Raw genomic sequence first — 13,294 nt, 5'->3', positions numbered from 1 at the left:
GCGGGCGGCGCTGCCGTGTCGGCGGAGCCGTGCTGGGGAGCGGCCTCGGATTCTGCGGGCCGGGTCTCTCCGGTCTCGGGCCCTTCGGCCTCGGTGTCCGCTTCGGTGGCGGCCGCTTCGGGGGCGGTCTCGTCCTCCGCGGGCTCTTCGGACGCTTCTTCCTCCGCCTCGGCGGGGCGCCGGACGGGGATGTCCGGCCGCGTCAGATCGACCTTCGGCGGGAGGCGGAACTCGGTGGTGGCGGTGCGGGCGGACTCGCGCCCGTCCCCGTCGCCGGACGCCGACGGCTCCCGCTCCCGCTTGGCGTCGTCCACGGCAGGCCCCTCCTCGGCTGGTACCACCAGGCAGCTGGAGCGGTCTCCCCCGACAGCCCCGTCATAGTGAAGGATGCGCAGTTTATCGAGAAGGTTCGCGCGGATCCGTGATAGCGGAGCAGGTGTCGCGAGCCCGGCGTGAACCCGTACGGGGCGTTGTGGAGAGACATCGCCGACAACATCCCCACACGGGAAGGCTCGGTGCGCATGCCATGGTGGCCGCGATGACCGTTCCCCCCACGGCGCAGGAGCACGACGCCGATCTCATCAGGAGTTCGCTCGCCGACCCTGAGGCGTTCGCCGCGCTGTTCGACCGCTACTCCGCGATGCTCTTCCGGTACGTCTCCCGCAGGCTCGGACCGGAGGCCGCGGAGGACATCGTGGGCGAGACGTTCCTCGCCGCCTTCAGCAGACGGCACCGGTACGACCTCGCGCAGCGCGACGCGCGGCCGTGGCTGTTCGGCATCGCGACGAAGCTCGTCGCGCGGCACCACCGGACGGAGGCCGTGCGCTACCGGGCGCTGCGCAGGAGCCCGGTGGACGGGCCGGTCGAGGGACCGGCCGACCGGGTGGCGGCGGGGGTGACCGCGTCGGCGTCGCGTCCGGTGCTGGCCGAGGCGCTGGCGAGGCTCCCGCGGAGGGACCTCGACGTCCTGCTGCTCGTCGCGTGGGGCGACCTGACCTACGACGAAGTGGCGCGGGCGCTCGGCATCCCCGTCGGCACCGTCCGCTCCCGGCTGAACCGGGCCCGGCGCAAGGTGCGCGAGGCGCTCGGCGGCACCGACCCGACGCGCGAGGAGGCATGACCATGGACGATCTCGAACTGGTCCGCGACCTGGGCCGCGAGCTGGAGCACGAGCCGCCGGCCTCGCTCGCCCGGCAGCGCGGGCGGCTGCTCCACGCGTCGCGGCAGCGGGGGCGGGGCGGCCGGGTGCGCTGGCCGCTGCTCGGCGCGGTGGCGGCGGTGACGGCCGCGGCCATCCTCCTTCCGATGCTGACGCTTCACGACCGGCACCAGAAACCGGCGGCGGACACGACCCCACCGGCGCCGGCCGGGCCCCTCAACGTGCTCGTCATCGGCTCGGACGCGCGGCGCGACGGGTACCCGCCGCGCGCGGACACCCTGATGCTCGTGCACGTGCCGGCCGACCGGAAGAACGTCCAGGTGGTGAGCATCCCCCGCGATCTGCTGGTGACGCTCCCCGGCTGCGCGAACCCGGGCGGGAAGGACGCCCCGGCCCGCCCCGGGCTGATCAACTCGGCGTTCACGCGGGGGGGCGCCGCGTGCACGCTGCGGACCGTGGAGTCGCTGACCCGGGTCCGGATCGACCAGACCGCGGTGCTCGGGTTCGACGGGTTCCGGCGGATGGTGGACGCTCTCGGCGGCGTCGAGATGACGCTGCCCGCGCCCGTCGCCGACCCGGCGGCCCGCCTGCGGCTGTCCGCCGGTACCCAGACGCTGGACGGCCGCCAGGCCCTCGCGTACGTCCGTGCCCGCCGCGGGCTCGGGGACGGCTCGGACCGGGGCCGCATCGAGCGCCAGCAGATGTTCATGGCCGCACTGGTGCGGCGGATGAAGGCGCTGCAGAGCGATAACCCCCTGCTCTTCGGCCGGTTCCTCGCCGCCGCGGCTGTGTCGGTCGAGACCGTGCCCCGGCTGAACGTCGGCACCCTTAAGGCCCTCGCGGACACCTTCGCGGGGACGGGGGCGGGTGACGTGGAGTTCAGGACCGCTCCCGTCCGGCCGGCGCCGGCGGACCCGAACCGGCTCGCCTGGGACGCGGAGGCCGCCGAGCGGTTGTTCGCGCCGTTCCGGGAGTGAGCCATGAGTGAGGCCGCTTCTGCCGGGTAGGTGCCGACTCATCCCGGGCCCGAAAGACGAACGGACGAGGCTCAAGGAGTGATGATGGCAACGAAGATCCGCGACATCATGACCGGTTCCCCGACGTCGGTGTCCCCGGAGCTGGACATCGTGACCGTGGCCCGCGCGATGCGCGACGAGGACATCGGCGCCGTGCTCGTGGCCGACGGGGACGACCTCATGGGGCTCGTCACCGACCGCGACCTGGTGATCCGCGGGCTCGCCGCCGGCGGTGACCCGAAGCAGCAGAAGATCGGCGGGATCGCCAGCACCGCGACCGCGACCGTCGGGCCGGACGACTCGCTGGACAAGGCCGCCCAGATCATGCGGGAGCGGGCCGTGCGCCGGCTGCCGGTGATCGAGGACGGCCGGCCGGTGGGCATCGTGACGATCGGCGACCTGGCGATGGAGAAGGACGAGGTCTCCGCGCTCGCCGACATCAGCGCCGCCCGCCCGAACACCTGACCCTTCCGAGCACCTGATCCGCCCCGGCACCCGATCCGCAGAACCTTCGAGCCAGGGCGCGTCCGGAGGCTCCCGTCGATCTCCATCCCCGGCCGCCGGGCGCGCCCGTCCCCGTCAGGGAAGGACCGACAGCAGGCGGTCCAGTTCCTCTTCGGTGTTGTAGTAGTGAACGGAGGCCCGCACGGCCGCCGGAGCGGCGTGCGGGTCGTATCCGTGTGAGGCCGGGTTCGCGACGTTGACGTTGACGTCCACTTCCCTGGCGGCGTCCTTGATCTCACCAGGGTCGTGGCCGTCCACGGTGAACGTGACGATGCCGGACGGGCGGGCGCCCTTGTCGAGGACGGTCGTCCCGGGCCGTTCGGTGAGCGCGTCGCGCAGCCCGGCCGCGAGCCCGGTCACGCGTTCCTCGATCTCCGCGATCCCCAGGCCGGCCGCGTAGTCGGCGGCGACGCCCAGCCCGATCTGCCCGGCGACGTACCGCTCCCACGTCTCGAAGCGGCGCGCGTCGTCCCGCGTCTCGTAGCCGTCAGGGGCCTTCCAGTCGGCGGCCCGCAGGTCGAGGAACGGCGGCTCCAGGACGGGGACGACCTCCCGCCGCACGTACAGGAATCCGGTCCCGCGCGGGCCGCGCAGGAACTTGCGGCCGGTGGCCGACAGCATGTCGCAGCCGATCTCGTCGACGTCCACGGCGAGCTGGCCGACCGACTGGCACGCGTCCAGCAGGAAGAGGACGCCGTGTTCCCGGCACAGCCGCCCGACGTCGGCGACCGGGTTGACGAGCCCGTTGTGCGTGGGGACGTGGTTCAGCGACACGAGCCGCACGCCGCCCCGGCCGAGTTCGGCCGCCAGCGCGTCCAGTGAGAGGGTCCCGTCGGCCTCGTCCGGGAGGACCTGAACGCTCAGGTTCCTGGCCGCGGCCACCTGCTGGTAGGCGATCGCGTTGCTGGAGTACTCACTCGTGGTCGTGAGGATGCGGTCGCCCTCGGCGAAGGGGACCGCGTAGAACGCCATGTCCCAGGCCCGGGTGGCGTTCTCCACGTAGGCGATCTCGTCCGGGCGCGCACCGATCAGCGCGGCCGTCGCGGCATAGAAGTGCTCGACGGCGGCGGCGTTGGCCTCCGCGGCCTCGTACCCGCCGATCGTGCTCTCCAGCGTGAAGTGCTCCGCGACGGCGTCGATCACGGGACGCGGCGGCAGCGCGGCGCCGGCGTTGTTGAGATGGGCCACTTTCGCGCAGCCGGGGGTGTCGGTCCGGAGCCTGCCGATGTCCACGTGCCGTTTCCCTTCGAAAATGTCGTACCCCCGCGCGACCCTGGGCACAGGCGGCGACTTGACCTCAACCTTCGTTGAGGCCGCATGCTCTCTTCCAGATAACGATCATCGCCTACCGAGCACGGGGTTCGTCATGGACATGGAAGTCACCGCGTGGATGTCGTTGCACCACGCGATGAACGCACGCGACAGCAGACCCTTCTCGAAGGCGACGCTGCGCCGCATCGGCCGGTTCGCCCGCCCGCACCGGCGGCCGCTGGCCGTGTTCCTCGGGATCAGCGTGGTGATGGCCGTCCTCGCGGTCGCGACGCCCGTGCTGGCCGGGCAGGTCGTCAACGCCATCGTCGAGCAGGCGGCGCCGTCCACGGTCGTCTGGCTCGCCGTCCTGATCGCGTTCCTCGCGCTGGCCGAGGGCGGCCTCGGCCTCGCCAACCGGTGGCTGTCGGCCCGCATCGGCGAGGGCCTGATCCTCGACCTGCGCACGGCGGTGTTCGACCACGTCCAGCGCATGCCGGTGGCCTTCTTCACCCGCACCCGCACCGGCGCCCTGGTCAGCCGCCTCAACAACGACGTCATCGGCGCCCAGCGCGCCTTCAGCGACACGCTCTCCGGCGTCGTCAGCAACCTGGTGATGGTCCTGCTCACGTTCGCCGTGATGGTCCGCCTGTCGTGGCAGATCACCCTGCTGGCGCTGGTGCTGCTGCCCGTGTTCGTCCTCCCGGCCCGCCGCATGGGCAGCCGCCTGGCGCGGCTCGAACGCGAGGCCGCCGCGCACGACGCCGCGATGAGCACCCAGATGACCGAGCGCTTCTCGGCGCCGGGGGCGACGCTGGTGAAGCTGTTCGGCCGCCCGGCGCGCGAGTCCGCCGAGTTCGCCGCCCGCGCCCGCCGCGTCCGCGACATCGGCGTCCGCACCGCGATGGTGCAGCACGTCTTCATCACAGCGCTCACCATGGTCTCCGCCCTGGCGCTCGCGCTCGTCTACGGCCTCGGCGGCTACTTCTCCCTGCACGGCGACCTCGACGCCGGCGCGGTCGTCGCCCTCGCGCTGCTCCTCACCCGCCTCTACGCGCCGCTGACCGCCCTCGCCAGCGCCCGCGTCGAGGTGATGAGCGCCCTCGTCAGCTTCGAGCGCGTCTTCGAGGTCCTCGACCTCAAGCCGCTCGTCGCGGAGCGGCCGGAGGCCCGCGCCGTCCCCGACGGTCCCATCTCCGTCGAGTTCGACCGCGTCCGCTTCGCCTACCCGTCCGCCGACAAGGTCTCCCTGGCGTCCCTGGAGGAGGTCGCCACCCTCGACACCCGCGGCGGCGTGGAGGTCCTGCACGAGGTGTCGTTCCGCGCCGAGCCCGGCCAGACGGTGGCGCTGGTCGGCTCGTCCGGCGCGGGGAAGTCCACGATCGCCCAGCTCGTCCCGCGCCTGTACGACGTCGACTCCGGCGCGGTCCGCCTGGGCGGCGCCGACGTCCGCGACCTGACCTTCCAGGGCATCCGCGACACGCTCGGCATGGTCACGCAGGACGGCCACCTGTTCCACGAGTCGATCCGCGACAACCTCCTGCTCGCCCGGCCGGAGGCCACCGAGGACGACCTGTGGGACGTCCTGCGCCGCGCCCGCCTCGACACCCTCATCAGGGGCCTGCCGGACGGGCTCGACACCGTCGTCGGCGAGCGCGGCTACCGCCTGTCCGGCGGGGAGCGCCAGCGCCTCACCATCGCGCGCCTCCTGCTGGCCCGCCAGCGCGTCGTCATCCTGGACGAGGCCACCGCCCACCTCGACTCGACGTCCGAGGCGGCGGTCCAGGAGGCCCTCGCCGAGGCCCTCGACGGCCGGACCGCCGTCGTCATCGCCCACCGGCTCAGCACCATCCGGGCCGCCGACCTGATCCTCGTCGTGGAGGACGGCCGCATCGCCGAACGCGGAACCCACGAGGAACTCCTGGCCGCCGGCGGCCGGTACGCCGAGCTCTACCGCACGCAGTTCGCCGACCAGCCCGGCGAGCCGCCCCTGGAGCCCGTCGGCTGAGCGCTCACCCGATCTCGGCCAGGGCCGCGCGGAGGGAGCGGATGACGCCGGAGCGCCATCCGCTCCCCATCCCGCGGAACGCGAACGCGTTGACGGGGTCGCCCAGGTCGAACCCGGCGTGCTCGATGAACAGGCGCGTGCCCCGCCCTTCGGGGACGAGCCGCCAGGTCACCGTCGTGTCGAGCCCGCCGCCGCCCCAGCTGATCCGCAGCAGCCGCTCCTCCTCGATGGCGAGGACCCGGCAGACCACCGTCCCGTCGAAATCGACGTTCGGGATCGGCTTCGACGCGAACGTGAAGCGGTGGCCGACGACGGGCTTGAAGTCGTTCGGCATCAGCCACCGGCCCAGCAGCTCCGGCTCGGTCAGCGCCCGCCACACTTTGGCGGGCGGATGCGGCAGGAACTCGTCGACCTCGATCGACGCGCGCTCCTCGCCCATGTCCCGCGACGGGGTCATCCGCCGTCCTCCTCGTCCAGCAATTCGCGCAGGTCGGACAGCCGCTCCCGCCAGAACCGCTCGTAGGGGCCGAGCCACTCCGACAGCTCCCGCAGCGGCGCCGCCTCCAGCCGGTAGAGCCGCTGCCGGCCGCTGCGCCGCTCGCTGACCAGCCCGGCGTCCCGCAGCACCTTCAGATGCTCGGAGACGCTCGGGCGGCTCATCGCGAACTGGGACGCCAGGTCGTTCACCGGCTTCGGCCCGTCGAGCAGCAGCGCCGTCAGCTCCCGCCGGACGGGGCTCGCCAGCGCGGCGAACACGTCCCCGGCACCGCCCATGTCTCCGCCACCGCCCATGTCTCCGGCACCGCCCGTGTCCACGCCGTCGCCCATGTCAGCGCTCGGCCAGGACGATGCCGTTGCCGTCCGGGTCGGTGAACGTGGCCTGGCGTCCCCACGGGAGATCCTGCGGCCCGTCGACGTCCACCCCGGCGCGGCGCAGTTGCGCGCAGTCGGCGTCCAGGTCGGACGTCTCCAGCATCAGCCCTTGGACGCTGCCCGGCGTCATGCCGGGCATGTGGTCCGCGAGAACCACGTTCGTGTCCGCGCCCTTGGGGGCGACCTGGAGCCAGCGGATCGGCCCCATCGACTGGTCCGTCACGACCTCGAACCCGAGGTCGCCGGCGTAGAAGCTCTTGGCGGCGTCCTGATCGGAGACCGGCACGGTCACCATCCGCACATGTGTGATGTTCATGCGACCGACAATAGGTAGGCTATTCCCTACATGTCAAGCGTAGGAGATTGGCTACGCGTTTTGGCCGGACGGCGGTCCCGGCGCAGGCTGTGCACGGCGATGGCCAGGCCGGCGGCGGTCAGGAGCGCGCCGGTGAGCGGGAGCGACCGCAGTCCCGGCCCGTCGGCGATCACCCGGCCGCCCAGCCAGCCGGCGAACGCGGCGGCGACTTGGAAGCCCGCGGCGTTGACGGCCACGGCCAGCGTCGGAGCGGCACCGGCCGTGGCCAGCACGCGAGTCTGCATGCCCGGGATGATCGCGAACGCCAGCGCGCCGATCGCGAACGTGAACGTCGCGGTGAGAGCCCGGGACTCGGCGGCCGCCCAGAACAGGCCGAGAACGACGGCGAGCGCGGCCAGCAGCCCGGTCAGGGACGGCATGAGGGCCCTGTCCGCCAGCCGGCCGCCGAGGAGGTTCCCGATGACCGCACCGGCGCCGTACACGAGCAGCAGCACAGGGACGGCGTCCTCGGTGAATCCGCTGACGTCCGTGAGCAGGGGCGCGATGTAGGTGAACACGGTGACGACCCCCACGTTGCCCACGGCGGTGAGGGCGATCGCGAGCTGGACGTCCCGCCCTGCGAACACCCGCAGTTCGCCGCGTACCGATCCCGTCGCGGCCGGGGGACCGGCGGGGACGTACCGCAGCACGAGCGCGAGGGCCATGACGGTGAACGCGGCGATCGCGGCGAAGGTCGATCGCCAGCCGAGGTGCTGGCCGACGAACGTCCCGATGGGGGTGCCGAGCACGATGCCCAGGTTCATCCCCAGTGCGACCTTCGCCACGGTGGACGCCTCCCTGCCCGCCGGGGCCATCGAGACCGATGTCGCGATGGCGATGGCGAAGAAGGTGGCCACGACGAGCCCGGCGGCGAACCGCGATGCCAGCAGGACGCCGTAGCCGGGGGCCAGGGCCGACGCCAGGTTTCCGAGCACGGACACGGTGATGAGGCCGGTGATGAGCGGCCTGCGGGGCACCCGCGCGGTGACGGTGGTGACCAGCGGGGCGCCGATGATCATTCCCAGCGCGTAGGCGGTCACCAGCCGGCCGGCGGCGGGGATCGACACCGCCAGGTCGGCGGAGACCTCCGGCAGGATGCCGGCGATCACGAACTCGCCGGTGGTCAGGCCGAACACGACGAGCATGAGGGACAGGACGGGACGCGGCACGCTGCGGCTCTCCAATTGCTTCGAGTTTGTATGATGCGAGTTAGAACTATCATGACTCGAAGTGACGCGGCTACACTCGGGCCATGACGAAGCAGTCCGGGCATGCCGCGGACGCGCAGCCGGCGGACGTCCAGATGGAGCGCGACGTGTGCAGGCTCGTCCACCGGTTCGCCCAGCGGCTCGACGTCCACGTCCGCCATGTCGCCGACAACCTGGGCATCACCGCGACGCAGGTCGTCGCGCTCCGGGAGCTGACCGAGCCGATCACGGCGCGGGAACTGGCCACCCGGATGGTGTGCGAGGCATCGAACGCGACGTTCGTCGTCGACCGGCTGGAGGACCACGGGCTCGTCGAGCGGCGCCCCCACCCCACGGACCGGCGCGCCAAGCAGATCGTCCTCACCCCTTCCGGCGAGGAGTACCGCGCCAAGGCACTCGAACAGCTCAGCGCCCACTCACCGCTGGCCGCGCTCGACGATGGCCAGCAGGACTCCCTGCGCGCCCTGCTGCGAACGCTTCTCGCCTGAGACCGGTCCGGGGTTTAGGCGGTGGGTGCGGTGGCAGGGTGAGGGCATGCGCGCCGCCATCTATGACTCATTCGCCCCGGACAACTCGCGACTGAAGGTCAGTGACGTCTCCGAGCCCAAGGTCGGCCCCGGCCAGGTGCTGATCGAGGTGCGCGCCGCCGGGGTCAACCCCGTCGACTGGAAGGTCATGGCCGGTGGCCTGGACGGGATGATGGACGCGGTGTTCCCCGTCATCCCCGGCTGGGACGTCGCCGGAGTGGTACGGGCGCTCGGACCGGACACACCGGAGTTCGCGCCGGGCGACGAGGTCATGTCCTATGCCCGCAAGGACGCCGTCGGCGCGGGAACGTTCGCGGAGTACGTCGCCGTGGCGGCGGACCACGTGGCGAACAAGCCCGCCGCGCTCGACTGGAACCAGGCGGGCGGCCTCCCGCTCGCCGGAATGACCGCGCAGCGCGCCCTGGACCGCCTGGAGATCGGTCCCGACGACGTCCTGCTCATCCACGCGGCGTCCGGCGGCGTCGGGGGCCTCGCCGTCCAGATCGCACGCGAGCGGGGCGCCCGCGTCATCGGCACGGCCTCCGAGAAGAACCACGGCTACCTGCGCGAACTCGGCGCCGAGCCGGTGGCCTACGGCGAGGGCCTGGCCGACCGCGTCGGGGAGCTGGCGCCCGGCGGCGTCTCCGCGGTGGCCGACTTCGCCGGCGGCCAGCTCGACACGACGCTCGCGGTCCTGCGACCGGATGGACGCCACGTCTCCGTCGCCGACAACGAGGTGGAGAAGCACGGCGGCCACTGGATCTGGGTCCGCCCGGACGGAGCCAAGCTCGCCGACCTGGCCGCCCTGGCCGACCGCGGCGCCCTCAAGGTCGACGTGGCCGAAACGTTCTCCCTGGACCGGGTGGGCGACGCCTTCGACGCCAGCCGCACCACCCACACCCGCGGCAAGCTCATCATCACCCCCTGAGCCGCGGCCGCCCGCACGCGCCTGTGCAGAGCCTAGGTGCTGCCGGACAGAAGGTTGCTGACGCGCCTGCTCTCGGCGATGGCGGGCTGATTCTCGACGGCCCACTCGGCCAGGACCGAGAGCGGCTTCAGCAGAGACCTGCCGAGCGGCGTGAGGCTGTACTCCACGCTGGGCGGGTTGGTCGCGAAGACCTCTCGGTGAACCAGCCCGTCCTCCTCAAGGCCGCGCAGCGTGCGGGTGAGCATGCGTTGGCTGATGGCTTCGATGCCGCGGTGGAGTTCGTTGAACCGATGGGGCCGTTGCCCGAGCAGTACCACCACCAGCACCGTCCATTTGTCGCCGATTCTGCGGAGCACGTCGGTGACCGGGCACTGCTCGTGCTCATCGCCCGGCACCGGGGTCGGCAGCCGTGTGTCGAGCAGGGCAGGCACATCGGTGTTCCTTGCTGACATCGAACTGCCTTCTTCCGCGATCGCAGGCGCTCACTGATGATGAGGTGCATACCAAAAGTAACCGGGGGGATCGATGGCCGACCAGCAGCGCAAGGACACCGGCACCGATGCCGGACCCGGAGTCGGGACGGTCATCGTCACGGGCGGGACCGACGGCATGGGCCGGGCCCTCGTCCTGGGTCGGGCGGCGCGAGGCGACCGGGTCCTGGCCGTCGGCAGCAACCCGGCAAAGGGCGAGCGGTTGATCGCCGAAGCCGAGGATTCGGGACTGGGGGACCGGATCGGGTTCCTGGCCGCGGACCTGAGCACGATCGCCGGAAACCAGGAGGTGATCGAGCACGTCACGGCCGAGTACAAGAGCATCGATGCACTGGTACTCGCGGCGAACCGCCAGTTTCCGGAGCGGACCGAGACAAGCGACGGCCTGGAGTCGACCTTCGCGCTCTATTACCTGAGCCGCTACCTCCTGGGTCACGGGCTCCGGTCCGCCTTGGCCGCGGGCTCGAACCCGGTGATCGTCAACATCGCCGGTGTCGGGCTCACTTCCGGGCGGATCCACTGGGACGACCTCCAGTTGCAGAACCGGTACCGCACCATCACCGCACAGCTCCAGGCCGGCCGCGCGAACGACCTGCTGGGGGTCGCGATGGCGGAGCGGTTCGGCCGGCGGGTCCCGTACGTCCTGTACCACCCCGGGTTCACCCGCAGTGGCGACTCCGCGATGGAACGGATGAACCCGTTGACCCGCGCGCTGATCAAGACCATCGCCCGGGTCGCCGCCCGGCCTGTCGAGAAGGCGATCGCGCCCGTTCACGAGTTCATCGATTCGCCCCCTGCCGTGCCGTTGACGGCCGTAGACCGCGGGAAGCCGGTGTCGCTGGACCTGGAGACCCTCTCCCCTTCGGCTGCACGACGGCTCGCAGACGCGACAACCGAACTGCTCGCCGACCAGCCGACGCACGCCACGCGGCAGGACGGCTCCCGGTGAACAGTCGAAGTCCCGCCAACGCGTGGGCCGCCGGCATCGGGCCCCTTACGCCTGGGGGCGGCGCCTCTGCTCGACCAGAGTTTTTCCGGCGACGAGGAAGGCCATCATCCCCACGCCCATGAGCGGGTAGGCGTAGCGGACGTCCACCACCAACGGCACGGCCACCAGCACGGCCGAGACCAGGACGATCGCGGCGTAGCGCTTCATCAGCACCCTGAGATCGTCGTTTCCGGGTGACCGGTTCAGCACCGCATGCGTCGCGATGATCACGACGGTGAGGAGCCCGAGCACACCCGGGATCGCGAACCAGAAGAAGGTGTCACTGATCAAGGTGAGCGTGAGCCCGTATGACACGAGACCGGTCACTCCCCAGATCACCGCCGCTCGCGCCGCGCTCCGCCGCTTCCCAGTCCGGCCCGCCGCGGCCGAGGGATTGGACATACCGCCCCCTTTCTCGTCTGTCGTCAAGCTCGGCCACCGGACTCTAGGGGGTCACGGCCCGTCACGCACATGGCCGCGGCGCCACCCTGACGTCGCGATGTCACAGGCCGGACGGCCCCTTCTCATGAACCCAGGTAGATCGCCCCGGTCGGCTGCGATGCTGAAACGCATGCCAGAGACGACCGAACATGCGCAGCCCGCCGAAGCGGCGGTGTCCGCGCTGTACGAAGAGTTGCTCCTCGCCTGGAACCGGCGAGACGCCCGCAGGTATGCGGCGCTGTTCGACCCGGACGGTGCCCTGGTCGGCTTCGACGGCGGCCAGGTGCCCCGGCGCAGTGAGCCGTAGTCGCGAAGCCTGGCTCAGTGCTTGAGGTCGTTGAGGACGGTGCGGAAGGCGTCAGGGGTGAGCAGGAGTTTGGGGCCGTCGGGGTCCTTGCTGTCCCGGACGCCCACTACTTCGGGGAACCGTGCCACCTCCACACACGCGTCCCCTTGGTCACTGCTTCGCCGTGCCTTCCGCCACTTGATCAGGTCCACCTTGGTCCCTACCTGGCTCAGTGCTTGAGGTCGTTGAGGATGGCGCGGAAGGCGTCGGGGGTGAGCAGGAGCTTGGGGCCGTCGGGGTCCTTGCTGTCGCGGACGCCCACAAGACCGGGAAACGCTGCGATCTCCACACACTGGCCGGACGTTCCTTCAGCGGAACGGCTGGACTTACGCCATACCGGAGTGCTCACTCAAAGCCTCCATCGCTCGCTCGATGAATCCTGCCGTGGAGTCTACGGGTGCGGCCTTTGCCCCGATACGCTCGAAGCGTCGGCGGAGGGCGCGCGCGCCGTCCGCGTCCATCACGAGGCGTCCGCCGGTGGGGGCCTCTATGTACCCTATTTCACCTTCTCGCACTGTGATGACCTTGAAAGAGCCGTCTAGCGCCTCGGACTCCCCTGAGCCTCGGGGCACGATGCGCAGGACTACGTTGGGTCGTTCAGCCAGCTCTTTCAGGTAGGTCAACTGGCCGAGCATGGTTTCCGTGCCCCCAACGGGCCACGTCAGCACGTTTTCCGTCATGAGGATCCACAATTCCGGTGGTTCATGTCGAGAGAGGATCTTCTGGCGCGCAAGGCGTTTCGCGAGATCACCCTCAACGTCCGCGTTGCGTCCGGCCAGCAGGAGTGCGCGTGCGTACTCGGGAGTCTGGCAAAGGACCGGGATGAGTTGGCCGCTGAACATCTGGATGAGCGATGCGCGTGCCTCGAACTCGGTGTAGCTCGATAGCCACTGCGGGTCGGGGGCGAGTCGCGCATACCACAGGGCGTAGGTGAAGAAACCACCCGTTCTCCATACTTTGTCCAGCTTGACTGCCTGTTTGTCGGTCAGCCGGGACTCGCCACTCTCGAGTCTGGAAATCGTGGATCGTGAACAGTTGAGAATCTTGGCGACGGCATCGCCGGTGAGTCCGCGCTCTATGCGCTGAAAACGCAGGTGGTGGGCCGTCCATGCCCACATGCTCGACCGCGGATCGGGGGGTTGATTCGTCATGTCCTCTGGGCTTGCAAGATCGCCAAATTTTCAGGTGTTGCACGGGCTGGC

General features: G+C 71.0%; 19 protein-coding genes. 8 read left to right on the top strand and 11 right to left on the bottom strand.

Going from position 1 to position 13,294, the window contains the following annotated elements; translation table 11 throughout:
- Nucleotides 1-314 (bottom strand): hypothetical protein (locus E1289_RS07975; RefSeq protein ID WP_207928856.1); only part of this gene is annotated, 314 nt, incomplete at its 3' end.
- Between the two features lie 224 nt (nt 315-538).
- On the opposite strand from E1289_RS07975, the gene E1289_RS07970 reads away from it, so the two are divergent.
- The 3 genes from E1289_RS07970 (at nt 539) to E1289_RS07960 (ending at nt 2,640) form a co-directional block, all read left to right on the top strand.
- Complete coding sequence (locus tag E1289_RS07970; RefSeq protein ID WP_131976871.1) at nt 539-1,120, top strand: RNA polymerase sigma factor; 582 nt, start codon at nt 539-541, stop codon at nt 1,118-1,120.
- Nucleotides 1,117-2,136 (top strand): LCP family protein, encoded by a 1,020-nt coding sequence (locus E1289_RS07965; RefSeq protein ID WP_131976869.1) that lies wholly within the window; start codon nt 1,117-1,119, stop codon nt 2,134-2,136. Before E1289_RS07970 ends, E1289_RS07965 begins: the two co-directional genes overlap by 4 nt.
- An 84-nt stretch (nt 2,137-2,220) precedes the next feature.
- On the top strand, nt 2,221-2,640 hold the full coding sequence (locus E1289_RS07960) for a CBS domain-containing protein (RefSeq protein ID WP_131976867.1): 420 nt from the start codon (nt 2,221-2,223) through the stop codon (nt 2,638-2,640).
- 114 nt (nt 2,641-2,754) lie between these two features.
- Here the strand turns inward: E1289_RS07960 and E1289_RS07955 are convergent, their stop codons facing one another.
- Nucleotides 2,755-3,912: an aminotransferase class V-fold PLP-dependent enzyme gene (locus E1289_RS07955; protein ID WP_131976865.1), complete on the bottom strand. Its 1,158-nt coding sequence runs from the start codon at nt 3,910-3,912 to the stop codon at nt 2,755-2,757.
- A gap of 133 nt (nt 3,913-4,045) precedes the next feature.
- On the opposite strand from E1289_RS07955, the gene E1289_RS07950 reads away from it, so the two are divergent.
- A complete protein-coding gene (locus E1289_RS07950; protein ID WP_131976863.1) occupies nt 4,046-5,935 on the top strand; it encodes an ABC transporter ATP-binding protein in 1,890 nt (629 codons plus the stop codon).
- A gap of 4 nt (nt 5,936-5,939) precedes the next feature.
- Here E1289_RS07950 and E1289_RS07945 read toward each other — a convergent pair whose 3' ends face one another.
- The 4 genes from E1289_RS07945 to E1289_RS07930 are packed head-to-tail and all read right to left on the bottom strand — an operon-like array spanning nt 5,940 to nt 8,347.
- Nucleotides 5,940-6,392, bottom strand: a complete 453-nt coding sequence (locus E1289_RS07945) for an SRPBCC domain-containing protein (protein WP_131976861.1) — start codon at nt 6,390-6,392, stop codon at nt 5,940-5,942.
- Nucleotides 6,389-6,763 carry a metalloregulator ArsR/SmtB family transcription factor gene (locus E1289_RS07940; RefSeq protein ID WP_243712685.1) on the bottom strand — a complete coding sequence of 125 codons (375 nt, stop codon included), beginning with the start codon at nt 6,761-6,763 and terminating at the stop codon, nt 6,389-6,391. Before E1289_RS07940 ends, E1289_RS07945 begins: the two co-directional genes overlap by 4 nt.
- A 1-nt stretch (nt 6,764) precedes the next feature.
- Nucleotides 6,765-7,124, bottom strand: a complete 360-nt coding sequence (locus E1289_RS07935) for a VOC family protein (RefSeq protein ID WP_131976859.1) — start codon at nt 7,122-7,124, stop codon at nt 6,765-6,767.
- 26 nt (nt 7,125-7,150) lie between these two features.
- Complete coding sequence (locus E1289_RS07930) at nt 7,151-8,347, bottom strand: MFS transporter (protein WP_207928854.1); 1,197 nt, start codon at nt 8,345-8,347, stop codon at nt 7,151-7,153.
- 68 nt (nt 8,348-8,415) lie between these two features.
- On the opposite strand from E1289_RS07930, the gene E1289_RS07925 reads away from it, so the two are divergent.
- Both E1289_RS07925 and E1289_RS07920 read left to right on the top strand, forming a co-directional pair.
- Nucleotides 8,416-8,859: a MarR family transcriptional regulator gene (locus tag E1289_RS07925; RefSeq protein WP_131976857.1), complete on the top strand. Its 444-nt coding sequence runs from the start codon at nt 8,416-8,418 to the stop codon at nt 8,857-8,859.
- Nucleotides 8,860-8,905: 46 nt separating this feature from the next.
- A complete protein-coding gene (locus E1289_RS07920) occupies nt 8,906-9,826 on the top strand; it encodes an NADP-dependent oxidoreductase (RefSeq protein WP_207928853.1) in 921 nt (306 codons plus the stop codon).
- Between the two features lie 32 nt (nt 9,827-9,858).
- On the opposite strand, the gene E1289_RS07915 is transcribed toward E1289_RS07920, so the two are convergent.
- A complete protein-coding gene (locus E1289_RS07915) occupies nt 9,859-10,257 on the bottom strand; it encodes a helix-turn-helix domain-containing protein (RefSeq protein WP_243712684.1) in 399 nt (132 codons plus the stop codon).
- Between the two features lie 94 nt (nt 10,258-10,351).
- On the opposite strand from E1289_RS07915, the gene E1289_RS07910 reads away from it, so the two are divergent.
- Complete coding sequence (locus E1289_RS07910; RefSeq protein ID WP_131976851.1) at nt 10,352-11,266, top strand: SDR family NAD(P)-dependent oxidoreductase; 915 nt, start codon at nt 10,352-10,354, stop codon at nt 11,264-11,266.
- A 45-nt stretch (nt 11,267-11,311) separates the two neighbouring features.
- Here the strand turns inward: E1289_RS07910 and E1289_RS07905 are convergent, their stop codons facing one another.
- Entirely contained in the window at nt 11,312-11,707 is a 396-nt protein-coding gene (locus tag E1289_RS07905; protein ID WP_131976849.1) for a hypothetical protein, read from the bottom strand.
- Nucleotides 11,708-11,876: 169 nt separating this feature from the next.
- On the opposite strand from E1289_RS07905, the gene E1289_RS07900 reads away from it, so the two are divergent.
- A complete protein-coding gene (locus E1289_RS07900; RefSeq protein ID WP_131976847.1) occupies nt 11,877-12,053 on the top strand; it encodes an SgcJ/EcaC family oxidoreductase in 177 nt (58 codons plus the stop codon).
- Between the two features lie 14 nt (nt 12,054-12,067).
- Here the strand turns inward: E1289_RS07900 and E1289_RS07895 are convergent, their stop codons facing one another.
- The 3 genes from E1289_RS07895 to E1289_RS07885 are packed head-to-tail and all read right to left on the bottom strand — an operon-like array spanning nt 12,068 to nt 13,243.
- Nucleotides 12,068-12,244, bottom strand: coding sequence for a DUF397 domain-containing protein (locus E1289_RS07895; RefSeq protein WP_131976845.1), 177 nt, complete (start codon nt 12,242-12,244; stop codon nt 12,068-12,070).
- A gap of 17 nt (nt 12,245-12,261) precedes the next feature.
- Nucleotides 12,262-12,381, bottom strand: a complete 120-nt coding sequence (locus tag E1289_RS07890; protein WP_347813568.1) for a DUF397 domain-containing protein — start codon at nt 12,379-12,381, stop codon at nt 12,262-12,264.
- A 37-nt stretch (nt 12,382-12,418) separates the two neighbouring features.
- Entirely contained in the window at nt 12,419-13,243 is an 825-nt protein-coding gene (locus E1289_RS07885; protein ID WP_131976841.1) for a helix-turn-helix transcriptional regulator, read from the bottom strand.
- Between the last annotated feature and the right edge of the window lie 51 nt (nt 13,244-13,294).

The sequence above is a fragment of the Actinomadura sp. 6K520 genome (assembly GCF_004349245.1).
Taxonomy (GTDB): domain Bacteria; phylum Actinomycetota; class Actinomycetes; order Streptosporangiales; family Streptosporangiaceae; genus Spirillospora.
This window is presented reverse-complemented; position numbering and strand designations above follow the sequence as displayed.

Bases quoted from the DNA above. Each gene is read 5' to 3' on its own strand.
- E1289_RS07925 (WP_131976857.1), top strand. From the start codon at position 8,416: ATGACGAAGCAGTCCGGGCATGCCGCGGACGCGCAGCCGGCGGACGTC.
- E1289_RS07960 (WP_131976867.1), top strand. From the start codon at position 2,221: ATGGCAACGAAGATCCGCGACATCATGACCGGTTCCCCGACGTCGGTG.
- E1289_RS07940 (WP_243712685.1), bottom strand. From the start codon at position 6,763: ATGGGCGACGGCGTGGACACGGGCGGTGCCGGAGACATGGGCGGTGGC.
- E1289_RS07885 (WP_131976841.1), bottom strand. From the start codon at position 13,243: ATGACGAATCAACCCCCCGATCCGCGGTCGAGCATGTGGGCATGGACG.
- E1289_RS07950 (WP_131976863.1), top strand. From the start codon at position 4,046: ATGGACATGGAAGTCACCGCGTGGATGTCGTTGCACCACGCGATGAAC.
- E1289_RS07905 (WP_131976849.1), bottom strand. From the start codon at position 11,707: ATGTCCAATCCCTCGGCCGCGGCGGGCCGGACTGGGAAGCGGCGGAGC.
- E1289_RS07935 (WP_131976859.1), bottom strand. From the start codon at position 7,124: ATGAACATCACACATGTGCGGATGGTGACCGTGCCGGTCTCCGATCAG.
- E1289_RS07945 (WP_131976861.1), bottom strand. From the start codon at position 6,392: ATGACCCCGTCGCGGGACATGGGCGAGGAGCGCGCGTCGATCGAGGTC.
- E1289_RS07920 (WP_207928853.1), top strand. From the start codon at position 8,906: ATGCGCGCCGCCATCTATGACTCATTCGCCCCGGACAACTCGCGACTG.
- E1289_RS07970 (WP_131976871.1), top strand. From the start codon at position 539: ATGACCGTTCCCCCCACGGCGCAGGAGCACGACGCCGATCTCATCAGG.
- E1289_RS07900 (WP_131976847.1), top strand. From the start codon at position 11,877: ATGCCAGAGACGACCGAACATGCGCAGCCCGCCGAAGCGGCGGTGTCC.
- E1289_RS07965 (WP_131976869.1), top strand. From the start codon at position 1,117: ATGACCATGGACGATCTCGAACTGGTCCGCGACCTGGGCCGCGAGCTG.
- E1289_RS07910 (WP_131976851.1), top strand. From the start codon at position 10,352: ATGGCCGACCAGCAGCGCAAGGACACCGGCACCGATGCCGGACCCGGA.